The organism is Saccharopolyspora thermophila, from assembly GCF_014646075.1.
GTDB classification, from domain to species: domain Bacteria; phylum Actinomycetota; class Actinomycetes; order Mycobacteriales; family Pseudonocardiaceae; genus Saccharopolyspora; species Saccharopolyspora thermophila.
In genome coordinates this window covers 341849-362782 of record NZ_BMMT01000002.1, presented here as the reverse complement: position 1 = coordinate 362782, position 20934 = coordinate 341849, and the positions used below count along the sequence as shown (strand labels likewise).

Sequence of the window (20934 nt, the reverse complement as noted above, 5' to 3'; positions counted from 1 at the left end):
ACACACATCGACACCGGAAACGGGTCGTCTCCGGTGTCGATTCTCGCGCACCCCGGCCGCGGCCCGGCCGGGCACGGGGCCGTCAGCGGCGCATGAAGGGCGGGATGTCCACGTCGTCGTCGGTGTCCTCGTTGACCGGGATGGGGCGGTTCGGCAGCGACCCGGTCCGCCCCGTGGCGGTGCCGTGCGTCGGGTAGCCGCCGGTGGCGCGAACCGGCACCGAGACGTTCTGCTGCCCGGTCGAGGAACCGTCGCCGCCGAACAGTCCGGTGCGCTGGCCGAGAGTCGGCCGCTGCGGCGGTTCCGGCCGGGCGGGCTCCTCGCGCTCCGGTGCGGTGGTCTCCGCGGCGGGCTGCGGTTGCGCCGCCGGTGTCGCCGGCTCGACCGCCGGCGGTGTCGGCGACGACGGCTCCGGCTGCGGGGTCGATGCCGACTGCGGCGCGGGGGTTTCGGCCTGCGAGGCGGGCTTGTTGTCGGCGCTGGACTGTTCGCCGTCCTCGCTGCGCGAGCCGACCTTGGTGGGTTCGAGCTTCTTGTGGGTGGGCGTGCCGGAGTCGAACCCGGCGGCGATCACCGTCACCCGCACCTCGTCGCCCAGCGAGTCGTCGATGACCGTGCCGAAGATGATGTTGGCGTCAGGGTGCGCCGCCTCCTGCACCAGCGACGCGGACTCGTTGATCTCGAACAGGCCGAGGTCGGAGCCGCCGGCGATGGCCAGCAGCACGCCGTGGGCGCCCTCCATGGACGCCTCCAGCAGCGGCGAGTTGATCGCCTTCTGCGCGGCCTGCACCGCCCGGCCCTCGCCGCGCGCCGAACCGATGCCCATCAGCGCGCTGCCCGCGCCGGACATGACGCTCTTGACGTCGGCGAAGTCCAGGTTGATCAGGCCCGGGGTGGTGATCAGGTCGGTGATGCCCTGCACACCGGAGAGCAGCACCTCGTCGGCGGAACGGAAGGCGTCCATCAGGCTCACCCCGATGTCGCCCAGCTGCAGCAGCCGGTCGTTCGGGATGACGATCAGGGTGTCGCAGCAGTCCCGGAGCTCCTTGATGCCCTGCTCGGCCTGCTGCGCGCGGCGCTTGCCCTCGAAGGAGAACGGCCGGGTGACCACGCCGATGGTGAGCGCCCCCAGCTTGCGCGCGATCGACGCGACCACCGGGGCGCCACCGGTGCCGGTACCGCCGCCCTCACCGGCGGTCACGAACACCATGTCGGCGCCCTTGAGGACCTCTTCGATCTCCTCCTTGTGGTCCTCGGCTGCCTTGTGGCCGACCTCGGGTGCCGCACCGGCGCCGAGACCGCGGGTCAACTCCCGACCGATGTCCAGCTTCACGTCGGCATCGGACATCAGCAGGGCCTGCGCGTCGGTGTTCACCGCGATGAACTCGACGCCCTTGAGCCCGACCTCGATCATGCGGTTCACGGCGTTGACGCCGCCGCCACCGATGCCGACGACCTTGATCACCGCGAGGTAGTTGTGCGGGGGCGTCATCGGATCCGCCTTCCTGATCGTGGCTGGAGTGCTCGCTGCGTCGACCGCCGGGACCGGTCGCCGCCGACGCGGGTTCCCCCCGGTCGCTGTCGGCGCGGGAGTCGGGGTGCAGCCGATCCCGTGCCCGGTCCGGACGGTAGGCATCCGAATGCCCCCTCGTCCAGCAGCCACGCCGGAATCCCTGGCAGGTGTGTTATGCCGTGCACCTCGTCGTTTCCGCCTCGACCGTGTTGCTTCGCCCAGCTGGTCCGCATTCCGCCGCGGTGCGGCGCATCGAGCCCAGTTCGTTCCTCCCCTTGTGCGGCGCTCACGTCACGGACGTGATCACCAACAACACCGTACCTCGGCCCCCGCTCACCCGGTCGAGGCAGGCAGTCCGAGATCGGTGCGGAAATCCCGACCGAAGATGTCGGGATTCGCTGCGATCATCGCCGGGTCCGATCACCGGAAAAGGAGGATCTGGGAGCATGGGCAAAGATCTGCGCGGCAAGGTCGCGTTGGTGGCCGGGGCGACCCGCGGGGCCGGGCGCGGCATCGCCATGGAGCTGGGGGCGGCCGGGGCCACGGTGTACGGCACCGGGCGCAGCACGCGGAAGCAGCGCTCGGACTACGACCGGCCGGAGACCATCGAGGAGACCGCGGAGCTGGTGACGAAGGCGGGCGGCACCGGCATCGCGGTCCGCTGCGACCACACCGACCCCGACCAGGTCCGCGAGCTGGTGCGGCGGATCGAACGGGAGCAGGGGCGGCTGGACGTCCTGGTCAACGACCTCGGTGGCGAGCACCTGATGGACTGGCACAAGCCGATCTGGGAGCAGGACCTGGCCAAGGGCCTGCAGCGGTTGCGGGTCGGCATCGAGGCGCACATGATCACCAGCCACTTCGCGCTGGGGCTGCTGGTCCGCAACCCGGGCGGACTGGTCGTGGAGCTCACCGACGGCACCGCGGAGGTGCACGAGAAGTACTACCGCAGCGAGGGCGGCGCGTTCTTCGACGTCGTCAAGACGGCGGCGCACCGGCTGGCCCGCGCGCAGGGCGAGGAGCTTCGGGAGTACGGGGGCACCGCGGTGTCGCTGACGCCGGGGTGGCTGCGCTCGGAGATGATGCTGGACCTGTTCGGCGTCACCGAGGAGAACTGGCGGGAGTCGACCACGGCCCCGCGCGACTTCCTCATCGCGGAGTCCCCGGCCTACGTGGGCCGGGCGGTGGTGGCGCTGGCCACCGACCCGGACGTGGCGCGGTTCAACACCCGGTCGCTGTCCACCGGCTACCTCGCGCGGGTGTACGGCTTCACCGACACCGACGGCTCCCAGCCGGACGCCTGGCGCTACATCCTCGAAGTCCAGTGGGCGGGCAAGGAGGGCGACCCGGACGACTACCGCTGACCGGGTGTGCGGTGATCACAGGCGAACTTGGTGGTCGGTCCCCGTGGTAGGACTCCCAAGTTTGGGCGAACCTGGGGGTCGGTCCCGGCGTTCAGGCCACTGTGGGCAGGGCCGGGGTCGTGATGTCGTAGACCCTGCCCGGGCGGGTCAGCAGCGGCGGCAGGATCGCCGCCTTGCGGGCGGTTTCCTCCACCGACCCCCACTCGACCTCGCGGTCGCCGGTGAGCAGCAGGCGGACGTCCCGCGGGTTGTCCGCCAGCACCGCGGTGACCTCCGCGCGCACCGCCGGGGGCAGGGACGTCAGGATCGCCATCGCCGTCCGCGTCGCCGGGTCGTTCTGCGACACCTCACGCAACCGCAGTTCCGGCAGGTCCGCCGGGCGCTGCGGGACCACCTCGAACGGCATCCCGGTGCCGTCGACCAGCTGGATCCCGTTGCGCGCCACCACGAACGCCACCGCGGCCCGCTCGGTGACCTCGACCCGCAGGGTGGACGGCCAGGACAGCGACACCTCCGCCGCCGCGATCTTCGGCACCGCCTGCAACCGGTCGCGGACCTCGTCGACGTCGACCTGCAGCATCGGTGTGCCCAGCTCGACGCCCGCCGCCTGCACCACCTGATCCTGGTGCAACGTCACGTTGCCGGTGACCTCCACCGACCGCACCCCCAGCAGCGGCGTGAAATACAGCACCAGCGCCAGCACCGTCACCACGGCCAGCAGTGCAGGCAGCGCCCAGCGGCGCCACTTCGGCGGTGCGAGCGCGCCACCCCGCACGGGACGTCCCCGGGTACTGCGCACCCCGGGGCGGTCCGTCGCGCGGCGGCGCGTCGTGGTCACCCCTGCGCCTCCCCCGCGGCGCGCTCGATCTCGGCCAGGATCTCGGGGCCGAGCATGGTCACGTCACCGGCGCCCATGGTCAGCACCAGGTCGCCCGGCCGGACCAACCCTGCCACCAGCGGCGCCGCTTCGGTGAAGGACGGCTCGTAGTGCACCTTCTCGGCGGGCAGCGGCACCGCGTTGGAGATCAGCTCGCCGGTGACGCCGGGCTGCGGATCCTCGCGCGCCCCGTAGACGTCCAGCACCACGACCTCGTCGGCCAGGCCCAGCGCGGTCGCGAACTCCTCGGCGAACGCCGCGGTGCGGGAGAACAGGTGCGGCTGGAACACCACGACCAGCCGCCCGTCGCCGACCACCGGCCGGGCCGCCCGCAACTGCGCGTCCACCTCGGTCGGGTGGTGCGCGTAGTCGTCGTAGACGCGGACTCCCTCGGCGCGGCCCTTGAACTCGAACCGCCGCCGGACACCGCCGAAGGCCGCGAGCCCGTCGAGCAGCCCGCCCAGCGGCGCCCCGAGCTCCAGCCCGGCCAGCAGCGCCGCCACCGCGTTGCCCGCCATGTGCTCGCCTGGCACCGACACGTGCACGTCGACGCGGTCCGCACCGGCCTCGGTGCCGATCAGCTCCACGGTCACCACGCCCGCGCTGTGCTCGGGCCGGTAGCCGACCAGCCGCGCGTCGCCGTCACCGGTCACCGAGCGTCCGTAGCGGCGCACCCGGATCCCGGCGGCCTGCGCCAGGTCGGCCAGTTCTGCGGCCCCCGGGTCGTCGGCGCAGGTGATCAGCACCCCGCCGGGTTCGATACGCTGCACGAACTCCGCGAAGACCTTGGTGTATGCCTCGGCGGTGCCGTGGTGGTCCAGGTGGTCCGGTTCGACGTTGGTCACGACCGCCACCGACGGCGCGAACACCAGAAAGGACCCGTCGCTCTCGTCGGCCTCGGCGACGAAGATGCTGCCGTCGCCGTGGTGGGCGTTGGCTCCGGAGTCGTTGAGGTCGCCACCGATGGCGAAGGACGGATCGAACCGGCAGTGCTGCAGCGCCACCGTCAGCATCGACGTGGTCGAGGTCTTGCCGTGGGTGCCCGCCACGCAGGCCACCCGGTGCCCGGCCATCAGCGCCGCGAGGGCCTCGGCGCGGCGCAGCACGGTGATCCCGCGCCGCTGCGCCTCGACCAGCTCCGCGTTGTCCGGCCGGATCGCGGTGGACACCACCACCGCGGTCGGGTCGGCGTCGAACTGGTCGAGGTTCTCCGCCCGGTGCCCCACGCCGATGTGCGCGCCCTGCGCCCGCAGCGCCAGCACGGTGCGCGAGTCCCGGGCGTCGGAGCCGGAGACCTCCTGCCCGCGGGCGAGCAGGATGCGGGCGATGCCGCTCATCCCGGCACCGCCGATGCCGACCAGGTGGACCCGCCGCAGGTCCGGAGTGGACGGTGTGGTCACTGCCCCACCACCTCCAGCACGATCCGCGCCAGCACCTGGTCCGCCTCCCGGTGCCCGCTGTTGCGCGTCGCCCGGCTCATCTCCTGCAGTTGCTGCGCGTCCAGCGCCAGCGGCAGTACCTCGTCGATCACCCGCTGCGGGGTCATGTCCGCGTCGGACACCAGCCGCGCCCCGCCGGCGGACACCACCGGCTGCGCGTTGAGCGCCTGTTCACCGTTGCCGTGCGGCAGCGGCACGAACACCGCGGGCAGGCCGACGGCCGACACCTCGGCGACGGTCATCGCGCCGGACCGGCACACCACCAGGTCCGCCGCGGCGTATGCCAGGTCCATCCGCTCCAGGTACGGCACCGCGACGTAGGCCGGCGCGCCCGGCACCTGCTGCACCGCCAGGGAGTTCTTCGGGCCGTGCGCGTGCAGCACGCCGATCCCGGCGCGGCCCAGCGCCTCCGCGGCCCCGGAGAACGCCGTGTTCAGCGTGCGGGCACCCTGCGAACCGCCGAACACCAGGACCGTCGGGGCGCTCGGGTGCAGGCCGAAGTGTGCGCGGGCCTGCGCGCGCAGCGCCCAGCGGTCCAGGCGGGTGATCGACTCCCGCAGCGGGATGCCGATGGTTTGCGCCCCCGCCAGCCCGCTGTCCGGGGTGGCCGACAGCACGCGGGTGGCGAACTTCGCACCCACCTTGTTGGCCAGCCCGGCACGCGCGTTCGCCTCGTGCACCACGATCGGCACGCGCCCGCGCGCCGCCAGGTACGCGGGCAGCGAGACGTAGCCGCCGAACCCGACGACCACGTCCGCGCCGACGCGGTCCAGCACCTCGCGGGTCTGCCGGACCGACTCGCGGACCTTCAGCGGCAGCTTCAGCAGTTCCGCGCTGGCCTTGCGCGGCATCGGCACCGGCGGGATCAGCTCCAGCGGGTAGCCCCGCGCCGGGACCAGCCGGTTCTCCAGGCCGCGCTCGGTGCCCAGCGCCGTCACGCGGGCGTCCGGCCGCAGCCGCCGCACCGCGTCGGCCAGCGCCAGCGCGGGCTCGATGTGCCCGGCGGTGCCGCCACCGGCGACCACCACCGACAGCGCGCGCCGCCCCACGGCACCGTCGCCCGCCGCGCGCTGGTCGATGCGGACCGTCTGCTCCCCGCTCAACGGTGTCCTCCTCGTGTCTGCGCCCGGGAGCCGGGGCCGCTGCGCGCGCCGCGCGCCCGGCTGGTCCCGCCTCCCCGGCGTGTTGCCGCCGCGCCGGAGCCCTTCGCCCCGGGTCGGCTTCGTGGGGTCGTGGGCCGGGCCGGGCGCCGCCTGGCCGGAGGCCGGTACGGCGCCGGGGTGGGCAGCCGCAGCAGCTTGCCGACCCGACCCGGTCCCAAAGACCGTAGCGCGGCGATCGCCTCGGGCTCGTGCCGGGCGAAGTTCGCCAGCAACCCGAACACCAGCATGCTGGTGACCACCGAGGATCCGCCGGAGGAGATCAGCGGCAGCGGCAGCCCGGTGGTGGGCAGCAGGCCCACCACGTAGCCGACGTTGATGATCGCCTGCCCGACCAGCCAGGTGGTCAGCGTCGCCGACACCAGCCGGATCCAGGGGTCGGTGTTGCGGAACGCGATCCGCAGGCCCACGTAGGCGGTGGTGCCGTAGAGCACCAGCACGATCGCGCAGCCGACGAACCCGAGTTCCTCGCCGATCACCGCGAAGATGAAGTCGTTGTGCACGTTGGGCAGGTACTGCCACTTCGACCAGCCCTGCCCCAGCCCGCGGCCGAACAGGCCGCCGTCGGCCAGCGCGTACAGCGCCTGCATCGCCTGGTAGCCCTGCCCCATCGGGTCGGCCAGCGGGTCGAGGAACGAGGTGATGCGGGCCATCCGGTAGTCGGCGACCATCGCCAGCGCCAGGATGCCGGTCAGCGCGCCCAGCAGCATCACCGCGAACAGCCGCAGCGGTGCCCCGGCGAACCACAGCAGCGCCAGCAGCACCACGAACAGCGTGATCGTCGAGCCCAGGTCGGGTTGCAGCATCACCAGCGTGAACATCAGCAGTGCCGCCGGGACGACGGGCACCAGCAGGTGCCGGTACTGGTTCATCAGCCCGCGCTTGGTGACCAGCACGTGCGCGCCCCACAGCGCGAAGGCGACCTTGGCGAACTCGACCGGCTGGAAGGAGATCCCGGCCACCACGAACCAGCTCCTCGCCCCGTTGAGCTCGGTGCCCAGCGGGGTCAGCACCAGCACCAGCAGCGCCAGGCAGGTGGTGAGCAGGATCAGGCTGAACCGGCGCATCAGCTTCACCGGGGTGCGCAGGGCCAGGTAGAACACCACCAGCCCGGCCAGGCAGTACACGACCTGCTTGCCGAAGACGCTGTAGGACGAGCCGTCCTTGGTGAACGAGTCGACGCTGGAGGCCGACAGCACCATCACCAGGCCGAAGATCGTCAGCAGGCCGAAGACCGCCAGCAGCAGGTGGAAGGAGGCCAGCGGCCGGGTCAGCCAGGCGGTCAGCGGCGACAGCACGGTCAGCCCCGCGCGCCTGCGCCTCGCGGGCGCCGACTTCGTCGCGGTGGTCACGGGGGATCACCCGCCGGGTGTGGTAGTAGCCGGGTCCTCGGCGAGCACGGCGCGCACCGCGTCGGCGAAAGCCCGCCCGCGGTGGGCGTAGTCGGTGAACATGTCCATCGACGCGGCGGCCGGGGCGAGCAGGACCACCGAGCCGGGCCGCGCGAACTCGTTGGCCAGGCGGACAGCGTGCAGCATGCCCGCATCGTCCCCCGCGGTGACCTCGCGGACCGGCACATCCGGGGCGTGTCGGGCCAAAGCCGCGGCGAACCGGTCGCGGTCGCGGCCGATCAGCACCACGGCTTCCAACCGGTCGGCGTTGGCCGCCACCAGGTCGTCGACGTCGGCGCCCTTGAGCAGTCCGCCGGCGATCCAGACCACGCGCGGGTGGGCGCGCAGCGCCGCGTCCGCGGCGTGCGGGTTGGTCGCCTTCGAATCATCCACATAGGACACTCCGGCGGCCGCTGCGACCGGCACCGACCGGTGCGCCCCCGGCTGGAAGTCCCGCAGGCCCCGGGCCACCGCGTCCGCCTCGACCCCGAAGGAGCGCGCCAGAACGGCCGCGGCCAGCGCGTTCGCCACGTTGTGCGGTCCGGCCGGGTGCACGTCGCCCACCGACGCGAGCACCACCCCGTCACCGAAGGCCCGGTCCACCAGGTCACCGCCGGACACGCCCACCTGCCCCGGCTCCGGCGCCGACAGCGTGAAGGAGACCCGGCGGGCGCCGTCCGGCGCGGTGGCGGCCAACCGGGTGGACCACTCGTCGTCGGCGTTGGCGACGGCCACCGAGTTGCCCGCGAACACCCGGGCCTTCGCGGCCCCGTAGGAGTCCAGCGAGCCGTGCCAGTCCAGGTGGTCCTCGGCGAGGTTGAGCACCACCGCCGCGAACGGCGCCACCGACTGCGACCAGTGCAGCTGGAAGCTGGACAGCTCCACGGCCAGCACCCGGTGCCCGGCGCGAACCGCGTCCACCACCGGCAGGCCCACGTTGCCGCAGGCCACCACGTCCTCCCCGGCCGAGCGCAGGATCGACTCCAGCATGCTCACCGTGGTCGTCTTGCCGTTGGTGCCGGTGACCGCCAGCCACACCGCCGGCGCACCGCGGTCCTGGTCCAGCTGCCAGGCCAGCTCGACCTCGCCGATCAGCTCGATCTTCGCCGCCGCGGTGGCGGCCAGCAGCGGCGCGTCCGGCCGCCAGCCGGGGCTGGTCACCACCACGTCGGTGCCCGCGGGCGGCTCGACCAGCCCGGGCACCAGATCCGCGCCCTGCGCCTGCAGCGACGCCAACGCGGCCAGCCGGTCCGCGGAGGCGTCGGTCACGGTCACCGCCGCGCCCGCCGCCAGCAGCGCCTGCGCCGCCGACCGGCCGGACACCCCGGCCCCGGCCACCAGCACCCTGCACCCTTCGAACCGACCTGCCACCGGTTTCGCCTCCCCGCTCGTCGTCACCGGTCGCGGGCGCGGACCGCCGCGCCCGCGCCCCTCACCAGTTCGCCGTCAGCGGGCCGGCGCTCAACCAGTCCGCATAGAACAGCCCGACGCCGAACATGCAGCTGATCCCGGCCAGCACCCAGAACCGGATGATCACCGTGGTCTCCGCCCACCCGGCCAGCTCGAAGTGGTGGTGGAACGGGGCCATCCGGAACAACCGCCGCCGCGTGGTGCGGAACACCACGATCTGCAGCACCACCGACAGCGCCTCGACCACGAACACGCCGCCGATCACGATCATCAGCAGCTCGGTGCGGGTCACCATGGACAACCCGGCCAGCAGACCCCCCAGCGCCAGCGAACCGGTGTCGCCCATGAAGATCTTCGCGGGTGCCGCGTTCCACCACAGGAACCCGACGCAGGCCGCCATCGCCGCCGCCGCGACCACCGCGATGTCCAGCGGGTCCCGCACCGTGTAGCAGCCCGGCGCCGGGCCGCTCGGCCCGAAGCAGTCGTTGCGCAGCTGCCAGAACGAGATGAGCACGTAGGTCGCCAGCACCATCGCCGCGGTGCCGCCGGCCAGGCCGTCCATGCCGTCGGTGAAGTTCACCGCGTTCGACCAGCCGCTGATCGCGACGTAGGCGAAGATCACGAACCCGACCGTGCCGAACGAGATCACCGTGATGTCGCGTAGGAACGACAGGTTCAGCGAGGCCGGGGTGACCCCGTTCTGGTTGGCGAACTGGATCGCCAGCACCGCGAACAGCACCGAGGCCACCAGCTGGCCGACCAGTTTCGCGGTCTTGTTCAGCCCGAGGTTGCGCTGCTTACGGATCTTGATGAAGTCGTCGAGGAACCCGACGATGCCCAGCGCCGTGGTCAGGCCCAGCACCAGCAGCCCGGACGCGGTGGGCCGGTCGCCCATCACCAGGTGGGTCACCAGGTAGCCGGCCCACATGGCCACCAGGATCGCCACCCCGCCCATGGTCGGGGTGCCGCGCTTGGCGCCGTGCTGGCTCTGCACCTCCTCGCGGATCTCCTGACCGAAGCCCTGCCTGGAGAACACGCGGATGAGGTAGGGGGTGAACAGGATCGAGACCACCAGCGCGACCGCGGCGGCCACCAGGATCGGCTTCACGCGGCACCACCGCCCGCGCCCAGCAGGGCGTCGGCGACCCGCCACAGCCCAGCCGAGTTCGACGCCTTGGCCAGCACCACATCACCCGGACGCAGCTCGGCGCGCAGCAGCGCGACGGCCGCATCGACGTCCGGCACCAGAACCGACTCCTCTCCCCACGACCCTTCCAGCGATGCCGCCTGGTGCATCACCCGGGCCTGTTCGCCGACCACCACCAGCCGGTCGATGTTCAGCCGGACGGCCAACCGTCCGATCTCGTCGTGCGCGTCCGCGCTGGCGTCACCGAGCTCGTTCATCGGCCCCAGCACGGCCCACGCCCGGCTCGGTCGACCGCGGGTCATCGCGGCCAGCGTCTTGAGCGCGGCGCGCACCGACTCCGGGTTGGCGTTGTAGGCGTCGTTGACGACCGTGACGCCGTCGGCGGTCTCGCTGACCTCCATGCGCCGCGCCGACACACGCCGCACCGAGCCCAGCCGCTCGGCGACCTCCTCGACGGTCGCGCCGAGTTCCAGCGCCACCGCGGCGGCGGCCAGCGCGTTGGCCACCTGGTGCTCACCGAACAGCGGCAACGTGACCGGCGCCTTGCCGTGCGCGGTCACCAGCGTGAACTTCGGTCGAGCGCGGCCGTCGACCTCGATGTCCTCGGCGCGCACGCGCGCGTCCGGATGCTCGCCGACGAGCACCACGCGGGCGCGGGTGCGCTCGGACATGGCCGCGACCAGCGGGTCGTCGGCGTTGAGGACCGCCACCCCGTCCGCGGGCAGTGCCTCGACCAGTTCGCCCTTGGCCTGCGCCACCGTCTCCTGCGAGCCGAACTCGCCGAGGTGCGCGTGCCCGACGTTGAGCACGACGCCGATGCGCGGCGGCGCCACCTCGCAGAGGTTCGCGATGTGCCCCACGCCGCGTGCGGACAGCTCCAGCACCAGGTGCCGGGTGCTCTCGTCGGCGCGCAGCACGGTCCACGGGTGGCCGAGCTCGTTGTTGAACGAACCCGGCGGCGCAACCGTCGGGCCCATCGGCACCAGCAGCTGCGCGATCAGGTCCTTGGTGGACGTCTTGCCGGACGAACCGGTGACGCCGACCACGGTCAGCTGCGGCAGCCGGTCCACCACGTGGCGGGCCAGCTTCGCCAGCGCAGCCAGCACGGCGGCCCCGGAACCGTCGGTGTCGCCGGCCAGCGCCAGCGCGCCGGAGCGGTCCGCCGCCGGAACCGGCGGCACCACCACCGCCGGGGCGTCGACCTCGCGCGCGGCGAGCACGCCGACCGCGCCGTTCGCCGCGGCCTGCGCGGCGAAGTCGTGCCCGTCGACCCGTTCACCCGGCACGGCCACGAACAGCCCGCCGGGTTCGATCTCACGGGAGTCGAACTCCACTCCCGCGGTGACGATCTCCGGGCCTTCCGCACGATGAAGCCTGCCGTCCACCGCACCAGCGATGTCAGCGAGGCTGAGCCGGATCACCTTGCCTCCTCGTCGCCCTGCCCCCGACGAACTACGGTTTCCTGTGGCGTGGGCTCCTGTCCGCCCAACCTGTGGCGCAGCGCGGCGGCGAGTTCCTCCCGGTCCGAGAAGGGGTGCACCACGCCCGCCACCTCCTGTCCTGTCTCGTGGCCCTTGCCCGCGACGACGACGATGTCGCCCGGTTCGGCACGTTCGACGGCCGCGGCGATGGCCGCCCGGCGGTCGCCGATCTCGAGGACCTCGCCCCGCTGGTCGGCGGGCACCTCGCGGGCGCCGGCCAGCATGGCGGCCCGGATGTCGGCCGGGTCCTCGCTGCGCGGGTTGTCGTCGGTGACGATCAGCACCGCGGACCGGCGGGCGGCCTCGGCGCCCATCAGCGGCCGCTTCGCCACGTCCCGGTCGCCGCCGCAGCCCAGCACGACGATCACCTTGCCGTCGACCTGCGCGCGGGCCGCGTCGAGCACCGCGGCCACGGCTCCGGGCTTGTGTGAGTAGTCCACCACAGCGGTGAAGTCCTGCCCGAGCGCGACACGCTCCATGCGGCCGGGCACGTCGACCTCGGCCAGCCCGCGCTCGATGGCCCAGGCGGGCACGCCCGCGGCGTGCAGGACGCCGATGGCCAGCAGCGCGTTGGCGATGTTGAACGCGCCGGGCAGCCGGAGCCGCACGGGCATCGTGAGGCCGTCCGGGCCGTGCGCGGTGAAGGTCTGCTCCCCGGTGGGGTGGGCGCGCACGTCGGCGGCCGTCCAGGCCGCGTCGCCCGCGGTGGACACGGTGACTGTGCCCGGTCCGACCAGCCGCTGCCCCCAGTCGGTGTCCACGCAGACCACCTCGTGCTCGGCGCGCCCGTCGAACAGCAGCGCCTTGGCCTGGAAGTAGTCCTCCATGTCGCGGTGGAAGTCGAGGTGGTCCTGCGAGAGGTTGGTGAACGCGCCGACGGCGAAGTGGGTGCCGGAGACCCGGCCCATGGCCAGCGCGTGGCTGGAGACCTCCATGGGCACGAACGTCACCCCATGCTCGACCATCACCGCCAGCAGCGCCTGCAGGTCCGGCGCCTCCGGGGTGGTGAACGCCGAGTCGAGCCGATCGCCGGCGATGCGGGTCTCCACGGTGCCGACCAGGCCGGTGCAGAACCCGGCGGCCTGCAGCGCCGACTCCAGCAGGTAGGTCGTGGTGGTCTTACCGGAGGTGCCGGTGACGCCGAGCACCCTGAGCTTCGAGGACGGGTCGCCGTAGATCAGCGCGGAGGCGGCCCCCAGCACGCGGCGCGGGTCCTCGTGCACCAGCAGCGACACCTGGCCGGAGCGGACCGCGGGGTGCTCGGCGAGGGCGGCGCGGTCGATGCCCGCCTGGTCGGTCAGCACCGCGACCGCGCCGGAGTCGAGCGCGGTCGGCGCGAAGTCGGCGCCGTGCACGCGGGTGCCGGGCAGGGCGGCGAACAGGTCGCCGGGGCGCACGTGCTGGGCACGCAGCGTCGCCCCGGTCACCGGAGCCGCAGGGCTGTGACCAGGGGCGCGAACCACTCGCGCACCGACGACGTCGGCGAGCTTGTCGATCTCGACCGGCTCGACGTGCGACGGGCGAGGTGGGGCTGTCGCGACCGCGGAAGGCACGTCGCGACAGGCTACCGGTACCGCCTGAAGGGTCATCCTCATGGTCGGTCACCTGTTCGGCACAGCGGGGGCTGCTCCGATCATCCCAACCCCACCTCGGCCGCCCCCACCCCGCCCGAACGTGCGCTAGAACTCCCCCTGGCTCGCAATTCCAGGGGGAGGAATGTCGCAGGGTTTCGGCGCGGATCCGGCCGAGGCGGAACGCGCGATCCAGAACTGGGCGCAGGACCTGGAGCAGAAGGCGCGCCGCGCCGCGGCGCTGCAACAGGAGATCAGCCGCATCCGCATCACCGAGCACAGCCGGTCGGTGACGGTGACCGTCGACGCCGAGGGCGTCCCCACGGACGTGCGGTTCCACGATCAACGGGCGTCGGGCGCCGAGCTCAGCGCCGAGTTCATGGCCGTCCTGCGGCGGGCCCAGTCGCGCATCGCCGACCACGTGGCCGAGGCCACGAAGGCCACGCTCGGCGACGCAGATCCCACGACAGCGAACGCGGTGACCAGCAACTACCGGCAGCGGTTTCCCCCAACGCCGGCATCGCACCCGCGGCTCGCCGAGCCCGCTTCCGCCCAGCCGGAACCCGGCGGCCCCGCGCATCCCGGCCCGACGCGAGTGCACGGCGCCCACGACGACGGCGACTTCAGCGACGAGACATTCCTGAACTGACACCTCCGAGGGGGATCGATGGCGGACGGCTTCCGGATTCCGCCCGACCAGCTGCGCGCGCACGCGGACAAGCTCGACGACCACGCCGCGGCGCTCGGCCAGGCCGCGGACGCCGGGCGCGCCGTGCGGCTGGACACGGACGCCTACGGCCTGATCTGCCAGTTCCTGCCCCCGCTGCTGACCGAAACGGCCGACGCGGTGCTGTCGACCACCTCCGCGGCGCAACGCGCGGTCGCCGCGCTGTCGTCGTCGTTGCGCGACGCCCTCGCGGACTACGAAGCGAGCGACGCCGAGATCGCCACCGCGTTGCAGCGGCTTGCCGACGAGCTCGGCGGGTGAGCCGGTGAGCGACAACCCGCTGATCGCACCGCCGCAGGACTCGTCCAGCTGGTACACCGGCATCGGCATCGTGGAGGCCATCGCCGACGTCAGCGCGGCCATCGAGTCGGGCTCGTGGGCCGAGGTCGGCTACGGCGTCCTGGGTACCGGACTCGAGGCGCTGTCGGCGGTCCTCGACCCGATCGGCACGGGGGTGTCGTGGGTGGTCGGCTGGGTGATCGAGTACGTCCAACCGCTCACCGACATCCTCGACCAGCTCGCCGGCAATGCCGACCAGGTGGCGGCCCACGCCCAGACGTGGCGCAACGTGAGCGAATCGCTGCGCACCACCGCCGACGCCCTGCAGGCCGACGTCGACCGGGACACCGCGGGCTGGACCGGGGCGGCCGCCGATGCCTACCGGTCGCGCCTGGCGGCGACGGCGCAACTCATCCGAGCGCAGTCGGAGGCCGCCGGAGCCCTGGCCGCCGGAACCGAGATCTCCGGCATGTTCGTCGGCACGATCCGCGAAGTGGTCCGCGACCTGATCGCCGACTGTGTCGGCCGACTCGTCTCCTGGGCCATCGAAGCGTCGACCGGAGTGGGCATCGCGGTGGTAGCAGCCCAGGCCACGGCCCGGGTGGCCCGCTGGGGAGCCCGCATCATGCAGGTCGTCCAGAAGCTCCTGCAGGGCCTGATGAAACTGGTCCCCCTGGTCCGGAAACTGGCCGACCTCCTCGTCCGGCTCCGCCGGATCCTCGACGACATCACCAACGGAAACCCGCTACCCGACCCGAAAAACCCACCACCCCCGACTCCGAAAGACCCGAACACTCCAAAGAACCCCAACGATCCTCCCGACGACCCGCCGGACACCCCGCCGGGTACCGGGCACCCGGACCCCGAGGACCCACGCCGGTCCGGCCATGACCACTTGCCGCGGACACCAGACGATCCCAACACTCCGCACCCCGAAATGACCCCTGCGGAAAAACAGGCCCATGAACAATACCTGACGGAACTGGAGAAGCGGTACCCAGCAGACTTCGACAACTGGCGTACGAATGACCCGGCGCATATGGGCAAGCCAAACCGGAGCACGGAAAACGAGGCTCGCGTCGCCCTGGATCTACGAGAAAGCGGCCGACTCGGCCCCGATCTAACACGTCCAACCGACGTGCGGCACGGCGACTTTGTAGACCCTGCGACGGGCGACCGCTGGGACATCAAGAGCTTTCAAAGCGACTACCCAGACCACGTGCCGCCTGAACACCGCAAGGGACCGTTCAAGCACGCGGTCACGCCGGAAACATTTACGAAATCACTGAGCAAAGAGTTCGAGGACGGCAACAAGGTAATCATCGACACACGGAACGTCAACAGCGATGCACTAAGATTCATGGCAGACATCGTGCAGAAGAACGGATGGGAAGATCGTGTCCTCTGGTACCCATGACTGGCAGCCACGCCGATGGCCGAACGACCCCGAAGTCGTTTCCGATCTGCGCAGCTGGCTCGCGGGCGAAGGACACCGGGAGTTCTATGCGATCGACGCGGACCTTCGTGGGGCGGACCTTTCCGGAGGAGATTTCACCAGCGCGTGGTTCATGTCCAGCAACCTCGCGGACACCACCCTTCGTGGCATCCAGCTCGCCGACGCCGAGTGCACGGAGGCCCGCTTCACCCGGGCCGACCTGTCGGATGCCAACTTCGCTGAAGCAAGCCTGGACCGAGCAAATTTCGTGATGGCACGACTGGCGCGCGCAAACTTCACCCGCGCGACAGCAATGGATTCCAACTTCCAGGGAGCCAGTCTCGCGGGCGCAACACTCGTAAAGACTCTCCTGAGTGGAGCCAACTTCACGGATGCTGATCTCGAGGGATGCAATTTCGATCGAGCCGATCTCAGCGAAGCTGATCTCACAGGTGCCCGCATCGACGGAACAATCGGCCTGGTCCGCGGCCCCGTCGTCGTTCAAACAGAACCACGACGAATCCTGCTGGACGGCAGCGATCTGGAAGAATGGTTCAGAAACCACGGTTCCAACATGACCGTTCGACCACCCAGCGCGCCACCCGATTCGGTCGACGAGCAACCACGGATAATCGCACCCGTCCCCGTGGATCCACATCAACTTCCCGACGTCACATGGACTTCGAGCGCAATTCACGTCGACCTTCCGCACTCGCAGTTGAACCGATGGGTTCAGCAACTCGGTCGCGGCCCTGAACACCTGTGGGAGATCGACGTGCGCAATGTTGCCTCCGTACAAGCCCTCGCCAACAGCATCTCACCAGGCGCGACCTCCCTCGCAGAAGCGATTCGCCATGTTCGAGCGAAGGTCCTGGTGTTCACGAAGCTGGAGCAGCTGGGCGTACGAAACCGCCCTGTTCTCATCGAGCTCCTCCATACCCTTCCAACGGCCTTGGCCGCCCGAAAGGCCAGTGGCACATCCCTCCATATCGGACTCGTCGACCTCTCCGCAGACAAGGCAGACGTCGTGATCGCCGAGCTTGGCCGCGCTCCCACCGAAGACGTCGTCGAGCCGATCACCATTTTCGATTACCCGACCATGCCGTAAGGCAGCTCACCAACGTGAGCACGTATCCGTTACTCACCGTCGATGGCAAGACCTTGGCGGGAAGTTGCCGCGGGTGACTTCTGTCATCGGCTGTTCAGGTCATCTTGATGGTGTTACTCAGGGGTGGGCGCTAGTTTGCTTCCCTGATCGTTGCTGATTTTCGGGTTCAGGGAGGTTTTCGTGAACAGGCGTCGTCTCGTTCGATTAGCCGGCTCGTGCGGTGTCGCCGCCGCACTGCTGCTCGCTCCCGTCGCCGTGCCGGAAGTCACCTGGTCTCCGTCGGCCGAAGCCGTGCAGGTGGCTTCTCCCGGGGACGGGACAGCGCAGGGGGCCATCGAGTGGTTCCAGGCCCGCATCGGTGACACCTCCTACCAGGGCCTGTGCGAGAAGGCCGTGGAGAACGCCTGGGGCACCACCGGGGTGTGGCCTTCGGCGATCGCGCACTGGAAGGGTGCGGTGCGCGCGGGCAAGGCGCACACCGACGGTTCCACCCCGCCCAAGGGCGCCTTCGTGTACTGGGACATCAGCAGGTACGGCCACGTCGGGATCGCCGACGGTAAGGGCGGTTTCTACGCCACGAGCGTCAACGGCGCCATCGGCCACGCCAACAGCCTGTCCTACTTCGACAACTACCTCGGCTGGAGCGACCCGCAGGTCCCCGCCAGCTGACCTGCCACGAACCGGTGTCACCCGGGGCCTGCTCCGCGAGGAACGAGCAGGTCCCCGGGTGACGTTGGTCAGTGGCCGTCGCGGGGGACGTAGCTGCCGGATTTGCCGACGAGGAAGTCGAGGTCCGCTCCGTCCGACGCCTGCAGGACGTGGTCGTGGTACAGGCGCTGGTAGCCGCGGGGGAACGGGTTGTCCGGTTCCTTCCACTCCGCCCGGCGGCGCTCCAGCTCCTCGTCCGGGACCTCCAGGTCGAGGCGGCGGTTCGGAACGTCGATGCTGATCATGTCGCCGGTGCGCACGAACGCCAGCGGGCCGCCCGCCGCCGCTTCCGGTGTGACGTGCAGGATCACCGTGCCGTACGCGGTGCCGCTCATCCGGCCGTCGGAAATCCGCACGATGTCGTCGAATCCCGCGTCCTGGACCTTCTTCGGCACCGGTACGTTGGCGATCTCGGGCATGCCCGGGTACCCCTTCGGCCCGGCGTTGCGGATGACGAGCACGGTGTTCTCGTCGACGTCCAGGTCGTCGTCCTTGCAGACCGCGTAGTAGTCGTCCACGTCCTCGAACACCATGGCCGGGCCGCGGTGCCGCAGCAGCCGCGGTGAGGCGGCGGACTGCTTGACCACGGCGCCGCCCGGGGCCAGCGAGCCGCGCAGCACGGCCGTCCCGGTGCCGACGGCCCGGAACGGCTTGTCGAACGGGGTGATGACCTCGCGGTTGTGCACCTCCGCGTCGGCGATGTTCTCCCCCATGGTGCGGCCGGTGACCGTGATCGCCGAGCGCTCCACGAGGTCACCGAGCTCCTTGAGCACCGCGGGCAGGCCGCCCGCGTAGCAGAAGTCCTCCATCAGGAACGTGCCGCTGGGCTGCAGGTTCACCAGCGTCGGGACGTCGCGGGTGTCGGCGTCGAAGTCGTCGATGGTCAGCTCGACGCCGACGCGCCTGGCGATGGCGATGAGGTGCACGACCGCGTTCGTGGAGCCGCCGATGGCCGCATTGGCGCGGATGGCGTTGCGGAACGCCTCGCGGGTCAGGATGTCCGACGGCTTGAGGTCCTCCTGCACCATCTCGACGATGCGCTGCCCGGTCTGCTGCGCGGCCGCGTAGCGACGGGCGTCCACCGCGGGCCACGTCGCCGCGTACGGCAACTGCATACCCAGCGCCTCGACGACGCAGGCCATGGTCGAGGCCGTGCCCATCGTCATGCAGTGCCCGTTGGAGCGGGACATGCAGCCCTCGATGAAGAAGCACTCGTCCTGGGTGATCCGCCCCGCCACCAGGTCGGCCTCGGCCTGCCACACAGCGGTTCCGGATCCGATGTCGGTGCCCTTGTACTTGCCGTTGAGCATGGGGCCACCGGTGAGCATCACGGTGGGCAGGTCGACGCTCGCCGCGGCCATCAGCATGCCGGGCGTGGTCTTGTCGCAGCCGGACAGCAGCACCACGCCGTCCAGCGGGTTGGCGCGGATGGTCTCCTCGGCCTGCATCGCCAGCAGGTTGCGGTAGAGCATCGCGGTCGGCCGCATCAGCGTCTCGCCCAGCGCCATGTTGGGGAACTCCAGCGGGAACCCGCCCGCCTGCCACACCCCGCGCTTGACCGCCTCGGCGATGCGCTGCTGGTGGGCGTTGCACGGCGCCAGCTCGGACCAGGTGGTGCCGATGCCGATCACCGGCCGACCGTCGAACACCTCGTCGCCGTAGCCCTGGTTCCTGACCCAGGACCGGGCGGTCATCCCGGCCCGCCCATGAGCCCCGAACCAACTCGTGCTGCGCCGCGGGGTCGTCATCCGCCCTCCTTGGTGGGGAACATCGTCGGTCGAGTCGCGACGTAACCAGCTCCGAACCCGACGCGCAATACCCCTACCACCACAGATCCGCGATTTCGAACATCCGTTGCGATATCGAACACCGAGCTCCAGGCCATTGACGCCACCCCGCACCAGATCTAGGCTCGTGTCCCATATCACGAACATGGTTCGATATTTCGAACACTCACCACCTCAGCGAGGAGGCAGGGTGCACACCGGCGAGCGGGCGCCCGACGAGGCGCTCACCACCGCGATCCGGCGGGTCATGGTTCGGCTGATGCCGTTCCTGTTCTTCATGTATGTCATCGCGTTCCTGGACCGCGTCAACGTCGGCTTCGCCAAGGAGGAGTTCCAGGCCCACGCCGGCATCTCGGAGGCGGCCTACGCGCTGGGCGCGGGCCTGTTCTTCATCGGCTACGCGCTCTTCGAGGTGCCCAGCAACCTGATCATGCAGCGCGTCGGCGCCCGCTGGTGGATGTGCCGGATCATGGTCACCTGGGGCCTGATCTCGGCCGCGCTGGCGCTGGTGAACAGCGAGGTCCTGTTCTACGTCCTGCGCTTCCTGCTCGGCGTGGCCGAGGCCGGCTTCTTCCCGGGCGTCATCCTGTTCATCACCTACTGGGTGCCGCACGCCTACCGGGCCCGGTGCAACGCGCTGTTCTACTTCGGCATCCCGCTCGCCTCGGTACTCGGCGGGCCGCTGTCCGGCATGCTGCTGGAACTCGACGGCGTGGGCGGCATCCTGGGCTGGCAGTGGATGTTCGCCGTGGAGGGCCTGATCGCCTGCGTCGTCGGCGTGTGGGCGTTCTTCTACCTGGACAACAAGCCCGCCGACGCGAAGTGGCTGTCGCCGGAGCAGCGCACCGCCCTGCAGTCGGCGGTGGACCAGGAGGCCGCGGCCAAGCAGGCGCACAGCCCGCACCGGTTGTGGTCGGCGCTGGTGGACCCGCGGGTGCTGTACTTCTGCCTGATCTACTTCCTCATCCAGTGCAGCGTCTACGGCATGACCTTCTACCTGCCCACGCAGGTGGCCGAGGCGGTCGGCAGCAAGGTCGGCCTGCTGGTCGGTCTGGTCACGGCCATCCCGTGGACGGTGGCGCTGCTGGTGAACATCGCGGTGTCCACCGGAGCCGACCGGCTCGCGCAGCCCGACAAGCGGTTCGTCGCGGCGGCCTGCGTCGCGGGCGGCTCGGTCGGCATCGCGGCCTCGGCGTACTTCAGCAGCCCGGTCCTGGCGATCGCCGGGCTCGCGGTCGCGGCCGCGGGCTACATCTCGGTCCAGCCGGTGTTCTGGACGTTCCCGGCGGCGTACCTGACGGGCACCGCAGCGGCAGCGGGGACCGGCCTGATCAACTCCCTGGGCAACCTCGGCGGTTTCGTGGCGCCGGTGGCGAAGAACTGGATCGAGACCACCTTCCGCTCGAACACCGCGGGCCTGTACCTGCTGGCGTGCTGCGGCCTCGGCGCGGCGGTGCTGTTCCTCCTACTCGCCCGCTTCCGGGCCCCCGCGGAGCAGATCAGCACCCCGAAGGAAACCGAGGGCGTCGCCTGACGC

The 20934-nt window shown here is 71.1% G+C and carries 17 protein-coding genes; 7 read left to right on the top strand and 10 right to left on the bottom strand.

Translation table 11 applies throughout. The features are described from left to right. Positions 1–82: 82 nt before the first annotated feature. A complete protein-coding gene (ftsZ, locus tag IEY17_RS05105) occupies positions 83–1492 on the bottom strand; it encodes a cell division protein FtsZ (RefSeq protein WP_188985950.1) in 1410 nt (469 codons plus the stop codon). A 467-nt stretch (positions 1493–1959) separates the two neighbouring features. Here ftsZ and IEY17_RS05100 point away from each other — a divergent pair, with 467 nt between their 5' ends. Continuing rightward, positions 1960–2877 carry an SDR family oxidoreductase gene (locus IEY17_RS05100; protein ID WP_188985948.1) on the top strand — a complete coding sequence of 306 codons (918 nt, stop codon included), beginning with the start codon at positions 1960–1962 and terminating at the stop codon, positions 2875–2877. Positions 2878–2968: 91 nt separating this feature from the next. Here IEY17_RS05100 and IEY17_RS05095 read toward each other — a convergent pair whose 3' ends face one another. The 8 genes from IEY17_RS05095 to IEY17_RS05060 form a co-directional block, all read right to left on the bottom strand. After that, the gene (locus tag IEY17_RS05095; RefSeq protein ID WP_188985946.1) at positions 2969–3715 is read right to left on the bottom strand and encodes a cell division protein FtsQ/DivIB; all 747 of its coding nucleotides are present in this window, start codon (positions 3713–3715) and stop codon (positions 2969–2971) included. Then, positions 3712–5154 (bottom strand): UDP-N-acetylmuramate--L-alanine ligase, encoded by a 1443-nt coding sequence (gene murC / locus IEY17_RS05090; protein WP_188985945.1) that lies wholly within the window; start codon positions 5152–5154, stop codon positions 3712–3714. The genes IEY17_RS05095 and murC overlap by 4 nt, the downstream gene beginning before the upstream one ends. Further along, complete coding sequence (gene murG / locus IEY17_RS05085) at positions 5151–6272, bottom strand: undecaprenyldiphospho-muramoylpentapeptide beta-N-acetylglucosaminyltransferase (RefSeq protein WP_188986294.1); 1122 nt, start codon at positions 6270–6272, stop codon at positions 5151–5153. Before murG ends, murC begins: the two co-directional genes overlap by 4 nt. Before the next feature lie 20 nt (positions 6273–6292). Next, a complete protein-coding gene (gene ftsW, locus IEY17_RS05080; protein WP_188985943.1) occupies positions 6293–7705 on the bottom strand; it encodes a putative lipid II flippase FtsW in 1413 nt (470 codons plus the stop codon). A 6-nt stretch (positions 7706–7711) separates the two neighbouring features. Beyond that, entirely contained in the window at positions 7712–9115 is a 1404-nt protein-coding gene (gene murD / locus IEY17_RS05075) for a UDP-N-acetylmuramoyl-L-alanine--D-glutamate ligase (RefSeq protein WP_188985941.1), read from the bottom strand. A gap of 61 nt (positions 9116–9176) precedes the next feature. Next, positions 9177–10262 carry a phospho-N-acetylmuramoyl-pentapeptide-transferase gene (gene mraY / locus IEY17_RS05070; RefSeq protein WP_188985940.1) on the bottom strand — a complete coding sequence of 362 codons (1086 nt, stop codon included), beginning with the start codon at positions 10260–10262 and terminating at the stop codon, positions 9177–9179. After that, a complete protein-coding gene (locus tag IEY17_RS05065) occupies positions 10259–11722 on the bottom strand; it encodes a UDP-N-acetylmuramoyl-tripeptide--D-alanyl-D-alanine ligase (RefSeq protein ID WP_188985938.1) in 1464 nt (487 codons plus the stop codon). Before IEY17_RS05065 ends, mraY begins: the two co-directional genes overlap by 4 nt. Continuing rightward, positions 11719–13371, bottom strand: coding sequence for a UDP-N-acetylmuramoyl-L-alanyl-D-glutamate--2,6-diaminopimelate ligase (locus IEY17_RS05060; RefSeq protein WP_188986293.1), 1653 nt, complete (start codon positions 13369–13371; stop codon positions 11719–11721). The genes IEY17_RS05065 and IEY17_RS05060 overlap by 4 nt, the downstream gene beginning before the upstream one ends. A gap of 127 nt (positions 13372–13498) precedes the next feature. Between IEY17_RS05060 and IEY17_RS05055 the strand changes: the two genes are divergently transcribed. From IEY17_RS05055 to IEY17_RS05035, 5 genes are all read left to right on the top strand, one after another. Further along, positions 13499–14002 (top strand): YbaB/EbfC family nucleoid-associated protein, encoded by a 504-nt coding sequence (locus IEY17_RS05055; protein WP_188985936.1) that lies wholly within the window; start codon positions 13499–13501, stop codon positions 14000–14002. 18 nt (positions 14003–14020) lie between these two features. Beyond that, positions 14021–14341, top strand: coding sequence for a type VII secretion target (locus IEY17_RS05050; RefSeq protein WP_188985934.1), 321 nt, complete (start codon positions 14021–14023; stop codon positions 14339–14341). 4 nt (positions 14342–14345) lie between these two features. Then, on the top strand, positions 14346–15776 hold the full coding sequence (locus IEY17_RS05045) for a WXG100 family type VII secretion target (protein WP_188985932.1): 1431 nt from the start codon (positions 14346–14348) through the stop codon (positions 15774–15776). Then, positions 15757–16902 carry a pentapeptide repeat-containing protein gene (locus tag IEY17_RS05040; protein ID WP_188985930.1) on the top strand — a complete coding sequence of 382 codons (1146 nt, stop codon included), beginning with the start codon at positions 15757–15759 and terminating at the stop codon, positions 16900–16902. The genes IEY17_RS05045 and IEY17_RS05040 overlap by 20 nt, the downstream gene beginning before the upstream one ends. Positions 16903–17082: 180 nt before the next feature. Next, positions 17083–17571: a CHAP domain-containing protein gene (locus tag IEY17_RS05035; RefSeq protein ID WP_188985928.1), complete on the top strand. Its 489-nt coding sequence runs from the start codon at positions 17083–17085 to the stop codon at positions 17569–17571. A gap of 68 nt (positions 17572–17639) precedes the next feature. On the opposite strand, the gene IEY17_RS05030 is transcribed toward IEY17_RS05035, so the two are convergent. Continuing rightward, entirely contained in the window at positions 17640–19358 is a 1719-nt protein-coding gene (locus IEY17_RS05030; protein WP_188985926.1) for an IlvD/Edd family dehydratase, read from the bottom strand. Positions 19359–19587: 229 nt separating this feature from the next. Between IEY17_RS05030 and IEY17_RS05025 the strand changes: the two genes are divergently transcribed. Further along, positions 19588–20931, top strand: coding sequence for an MFS transporter (locus tag IEY17_RS05025; protein ID WP_229679849.1), 1344 nt, complete (start codon positions 19588–19590; stop codon positions 20929–20931). Positions 20932–20934 lie beyond the last annotated feature (3 nt).